Below are 6,750 nucleotides of genomic sequence, written 5' to 3'. Positions count from 1 at the left end.
GCTCATAAAAAAATTAATTCCTTTCATGAAAAACTGTATAAATTATATTACATTCAAGAAAAAATTTGCGAGTCAGTGAAAAATTTCTGAATCACTAAAATAAATCGTGATAAATAGTGAATATTGTGATAGATTCTTTACACATGGAAAAATTTATATATAAACGGGAGTCTTGAGTCAAATAATATGACACTGGAAGAACAGCAGCAAGTTCAAAGATTAATCAATGCTAAAACGAATCTGCTCACTAAGAGAATAAACAGTCAGCAGGATCAAATTTATACGCTCTCAGGAGAAATCAACGCACGAAATGACGAAATTAACGCCCTAAATCATAAAATAATTATTCTCAATGACGAAATAATTGACAAACGCGAAGAGATTGACTCGCTTAACGGCAAAATCGACTCGCTTTATGGGCAGATTAACGCGCTTAACACTGAACTTGACGCGAAAAAAAAGGAAATCGCAGGACTCCAGACTCAATTAAGAGACTCACAGGAACAGAACGAGAAATTAAATAATTATATTCAGACTCTCCCAGCAAAACGAGAAAGCGAACCGGCTCAAGAAATAGAATCACAACAGCCCGAACAAGTAATAAATAAATCAGCAAATAATTATCTAGTTTCATTATTACGTCAGCATTTCGGGTTTGACTCATTCAAGCCGGGCCAAGAAGAAATTATTAACGCGCTTTTATCGGGGCGTGATGTCTTCTGCTCAATGCCTGATAATTACGGTAAAAGTATTTGCTATAGACTCCCTGCTTTGTTAATGCCGGGTTTGACTCTTGTTATTACTCCCAGTGAGGCAAATTTTGATGTAGATATTCACTCGGCTTGCTTGAATTCTTCTTTGAGTGCCATTCAGAAACGTGAACTAATGCGGCGTATTAAGAGCGGTGCTTGCAAGATTCTTTACTCGGATTTGAGTCAACTAAGCGAGATAAAAAATTTTCTGACTGGTATAGAGATTTCTTTATTTGCCGTCATAATGGGAAGTCTTGAGAACTTGAAATCTTTTCGCGAATTTGCCGACTCCCTTAATCTTCCGCGAGTCCCCGTTGCTATTTTCGCAGGAATAACGAGTCCAGAGTCGCGCGCTGAAATTATGAAAGATTTGCGATCACCTGTAAGAGTCATAACAGGTTTTGACGTTAAAAATTTATTATTCAGGGTGATTAAGTCAGAAAATAAAGCCGCCTCACTGAATGAATTATTAACGCAGTATAAGGACTCACAGGGGATTATTTACGCGTCAAGACCTGAAGAATTAATCAAATTTGCCGGCCGGAATGCTTTAATTTTATTGACTGACTCGGATTCTAATTCTCATAATGCAAAATTTATAATTTATTACGATTTCGCTAAAACTTTGACGGATCTATATAATTCTCTCAAGCCTAACACCGAGACTATTTTATTAATTTCTCAACGCGATTTAAGGAATTCAGACGCAAATTTTATATTATTCTGTAACTCTGATGACCGGGCGAAAATTTTAGCAAGTTATATCGGATTAGAGGACTCGCAAGTTCAAAGCAGCGAAAAAATAATTAATGCTCCAGTCGAGTTAAAGCCCGAAGATTTCACAGATTTTGATTTCTCAAATGCAAACGAGTCCCAGAAAGAAGCAATTACTACGACAAACGGGCCTTTATTGATTCTAGCCGGGCCGGGGACTGGCAAAACTTTCACGCTTATACAACGCGCAATTTTCTTGATTCAGAAAAAACGAGTCAAGCCCGAAAATATTTTAATAGCAACTTTCACGAATAAGGCAGCAAGAGAAATATTATCCCGAATGTCGGACGAGTTCACAGCAAGAAATATAAATCTTGACGCAAATAATATTTTTATCGGGACATTTCACGCGATTTGCGAAAAAATTTTACGGGACTATATACAATTTACGAGATTCAAGAAAAATTTTAGGATTCTTGACGACTTCTCGCACAAATATTTATTAATGCGCAAAATGGAACGATTCAAGGATATAGCGGCACTCACTAAATTAGGCAAATGGGACAGGGCCGACGAACTCTGCAAATATATTAATAAACTCTCTGAAGAACTGGCAGACCCTCAGGAATTAATACGCGACCCAAATCCGCAAATTTCTTCACTTGGCCGGGCTATGTTGTTACATGATGATTTATTAATTGATGATAACTCGTTAAGTTTTTCGGCTTTATTGCTTGAGACTTATAGATTACTGCGCGACAATCCCGAAATCTTAAGCAATTTACAACAAAAAATTAAATATGCCATGTCAGACGAATATCAAGACACGAATTATATTCAGGAGCAAATATTATTATTAATCGCTGGTGAAAGCAAAAATATCTGTGTCGCCGGAGATGATGATCAGAGTTTATATAGATTTAGGGGTGCTTCAGTCAGAAATATTTTAGAGTTCCCGGGCAAGTTCGCAAGTAATGAATGCAAAATTATAAAGTTGCTGCTTAATTACAGATCTGACGCTGAAATCGTAAAATTTTCGTCTAACTGGATAAATGACACGTCTAAATTCTTTGAATGGGATAATTATAGATATTCTAAGAATCTAGAATCATTCAGGCCCGAAACAAAATCAGTATATAGGCTCGCTGGAGTCAATGACGAGGCAGAATGGCACGAAAAAATTTTGACTCTGATAAAATCTCTTTATGAGTCGGGCAAGTTAAGCGATTATAATCAAATTGCGTTTTTATTCAGGTCAGTACGCACCGAGAATGTATTATCTTTAGCGCAATTTCTTGAGAATCATAATATAAAAGTTTATTCGCCCCGTTCTGATATGTTCTTCAGGCGCGGAGAGATTCATTTTGCTTTAGGGTGCTTGATTTCAATTTTTCCGAAATATTTAAAATCTCTTGAGTCCGGTGAGTTCGCATTTAACGGCCGAGAAAGCAGCAATATAATTTATTACAAGAATTGCATTAGAACTGTAGCGCGCTTTATAGACAAGCCCGGATATTTGCCGCTAAAAAAATGGCTCATGAGTAAACGCGATTATCACGCAAAATTCAACGGTTATGCTAATTATAATTATTCGGACCTGCTATATAACTTGTTTGAGTTCGTACCGTTTAATAAAGCTCTTGACGCAAATATTACGGACGATGTAAAGACTCTCAGGCCGGCAAGAAATTTATCACGGTTAATGCAAGTTATTAAAGATTTTGAGCAGATTTCAGGGATTAATAATTTGCACTCGAAATATTTAGAGTCTCAGACTATAAGATTATTTAATATATATCTAAAATTTTTGCTTGACGGCGGTTTGAGCGAATACGAGCCGGAAAACTCTGCGATTCCTTCGGGTCATGTTGCTTTTATGACTATACATCAGGCAAAGGGGCTTGAATTTCCTGTAGTTCTCGTTGACTCGTTGTATAACACTCCGGATTCTGGCTTGCATGATGGACTTGACGAGCAAATTATTTCAGATATTGAGTCAAAATATTTCAAGCGTCCCGAATTTGAACCGGAAAATTTGATAGACTATTTTGATTTCTGGAGATTGTATTATGTTGCATTCTCGCGCGCCCGTGATTTATTGATTTTGACCTGCAAAGAAGACGATAATACTCCGTCAAAATATTTTGAGGCCGCTTATAATATTCTCGATGATGCCGACGAGTCATTTAATCCCGAAAATATAAATATTTCTGTGAATAGGGACTCGCAAATCAAGCAAATTTACTCGTTTACTTCTGATATACTGCTTTATGAGTCCTGCCCTATGAAATATAAATTTTATCGCGAGCTTGAATTTACCCCGAATAAATCAAAATATGAATTAATCGGCCTTCTTGTGCATTCAGTTATAGATGACATTCACAAGGCAATAATAAACGGTCAAGAAAATAAAATTAATGAGCAGGTTATTTCTGACTGGCTGGAAAATGATTATATTGCGATTTCTAAGACTGAACGGGGGACTCTCACAAAGGCAGATAGAGAAATTGCGCTCGGACATGTTATAAGATACGTGATTTTGCGCGGTAATGACTGGTCGGGCATAAGAGAGTCAGAACGTGAATTAAAATTTATACGCGATGATTATATAATTAACGGGCGGGCTGATTTAATTTGCGTGAATAACGGCAGGCTCGAAATTATAGAGTTCAAAACAGGTACAAAGCCGAATATAAATATTAATCATGATAGAATCAGGCTCGAAAATCACAGGCGGCAGTTAAATATTTACGCTTATATATTTTCACAGACGACCGGGCAGAAAATTGACAGCTTGAAATTATATTACATGTTCGACAGCGGCACATCTCCGGAAATTGTTTATAATTATGACGAGTCAGAAGCCAGCAAAATAATTAACGGTTTTGACGAGATTATAAAGCAGATTCGCGGCAAAAATTTTAACAGTCGCACGAATATTCACGAGACCTGCAGGGAATGCGAATTTAGATTTTACTGCGGACGTGATGAGTCCATTGAAAATATTTTAGCGCAAAACATGAAATAATAAATAAAGCAATCAAGCAATAAAGAAAGGTTATATAATTTATAAATGGAAAAACTCAGCAAATGTTTAATTAAAATCGTTACATTTCACAATGAAGAGAACGGCTATAGTGTTCTCAAATGCGATAATGATGACTATGGCTATATAACTGTAGTAGGACACATGCCGCAGCCTCACCCTGATACTACTTTTGATTTTCGCGGTGAATGGAAAGTAAATCCCAAATATGGCCGTCAATTCGTGTTTGACAGCTTTGAAGAAGTTTACCCGGCCACTGAAGACAGTATCATAAAATATTTAGCGAGCGGACTATTTAAGGGTATAGGTCAGGAAATGGCGCGCCGTATAGTAGACAAATTCGGCAATGACGCAATAAATATTATGAATGAAAATCTTGATAGATTGCTTGAAATTCCCGGAATCGGCGAGTCAAAACTTGCTATGATTCGAGAAAGCTGGGAAGAATATAGAAAGATTCAGGACATTATGATTTTCTTAAAGGGTCGTGATTTGAGTACTTCTCTAGCAATGAAAATTTACAAGCAATACGGCGAACAAAGTATAGACGTTCTCACAAAGAATCCATATAAATTAATCGAAATTGAGGGAGTCGGCTTTAAGACTGCTGACCGGGCCGCTTTTAAAATGGGATTCGGCAAAGAACACTCGTCAAGAATCAGATCGGGAATAATTTACACTCTTCAAAAATTTGCTGATGATGGACACTGTTTTGCGCGTAAGGACGAATTAATTATCAAGGCCGCCGAGATCTTAGAGATTCCCCAATCATTAATTATGTCGCATTTGTATAAGTTAAAGGACGATGATTTAATCAAAATTGAGGGCGATTCTTATTATTTGCCCTATATATATTACGCTGAAAATGGCTCGGCTGAAAAGTTAATAAAGATTCTCAACGTTAAATCCGGCAGAAAGATTACTAATAAACAAGTAAAAAAGGGTGTCAACGGTAAAATTTTAGTAAACGGCGAACTCGTTGATTTGAGCGACGAACAAATTGAGGCAATTACTCAAGCAATGAATAATCAAGTGTTTATTATTACAGGAGGGCCGGGAACTGGTAAGACTACAGCTGTGAGGGCGATAATAAAACTCTCAGAAGATAAGCACAGGAAAATTTTATTAGCTGCTCCCACTGGCAGGGCGGCCAAGCGTTTAGAAGAAGTAACAGGCCATCAAGCAAAGACTATACATAGACTCGTAGGAATAAGATTCCCCGGTTATGCTGAACACGACGAGAACGAACCTCTTGACGGCGATGTATTAATAATTGATGAAGCCTCAATGATTGATATAAATCTGCTTTACACTTTATTAAAAGCTGTACCGGTCGGAATGAAATTAATTTTTATAGGCGATATTGACCAGTTGCCGAGCGTAGGGCCCGGAAAAGTTTTAGCAGACATGATTAACTCTCAAATTATCCCCTATTATGCATTACAGCACATTCAAAGGCAGGAACAGGACAGCAAAATTACTATTAATGCTCACAGAATAAATGATGGTTTCATGCCGTATCTTAATGACGACAAGGAATCAGATTTTTTCTTTACACCTATAGAAGACGCAGAGATTGCCGCAGATTATATAATTAAATTCTGTAAAGAGAACATGCCGCCGGATAATCGTGAGAGCTGGGCAGATGTGCAAGTTCTTTCACCGATGAGAAAGGGAATTATAGGCGTAACAAATTTAAATAAGTTGATTCAGGACGCAATTAACCCATTTCCTAACGTGCCTGAAATTTATTATCCTGATTATGTGATTCAGCGCGGGGAGACTCAATACAGAATAAATGACAAAGTTATGCAGATAAAGAATGATTATAATAAGGCCGTCTATAATGGAGATATAGGCATAATAACTTATATTGACAAGTTTAATAATACTCTGACAGTGAATTTTGACGAGCTTAGAAGTAATATAAAATATGAGTATTCAGAGCTTGAAAATTTAGTGCTTGCTTATGCCATAACTATACACAAATCACAGGGCTGCGAATACAAAAAAATTATAATTCCCATTATGATGTCTCAATATATAATGCTGCAGAGAAATTTACTTTATACGGGAGTAACGCGCGCGAAAGAGTCATTAACTCTAGTAGGAGAAGAGAAGGCTATTTACTGCGCTGTAATCAATAATAAGATCTCGCAAAGAAATACTAAACTTGATAACAGACTGCAAATTTACTCAGAACTTGAATAAATAACAGCGGCTCTTGCTTGTATGAGT

The 6,750-nt window shown here is 36.9% G+C and carries 2 protein-coding genes; both read left to right on the top strand.

Annotation, left to right across the window (positions count from 1 at the left end):
* Positions 1–186: 186 nt before the first annotated feature.
* Positions 187–4,494, top strand: a complete 4,308-nt coding sequence (locus tag IJS99_10210) for a UvrD-helicase domain-containing protein (GenBank protein MBQ7562180.1) — start codon at positions 187–189, stop codon at positions 4,492–4,494.
* 45 nt (positions 4,495–4,539) lie between these two features.
* Entirely contained in the window at positions 4,540–6,723 is a 2,184-nt protein-coding gene (locus IJS99_10205) for an ATP-dependent RecD-like DNA helicase (protein MBQ7562179.1), read from the top strand.
* Positions 6,724–6,750 lie beyond the last annotated feature (27 nt).

Source organism: Synergistaceae bacterium (assembly GCA_017444345.1).
Classification (GTDB): domain Bacteria; phylum Synergistota; class Synergistia; order Synergistales; family Aminobacteriaceae; genus JAFUXM01.
This window is presented reverse-complemented; position numbering and strand designations above follow the sequence as displayed.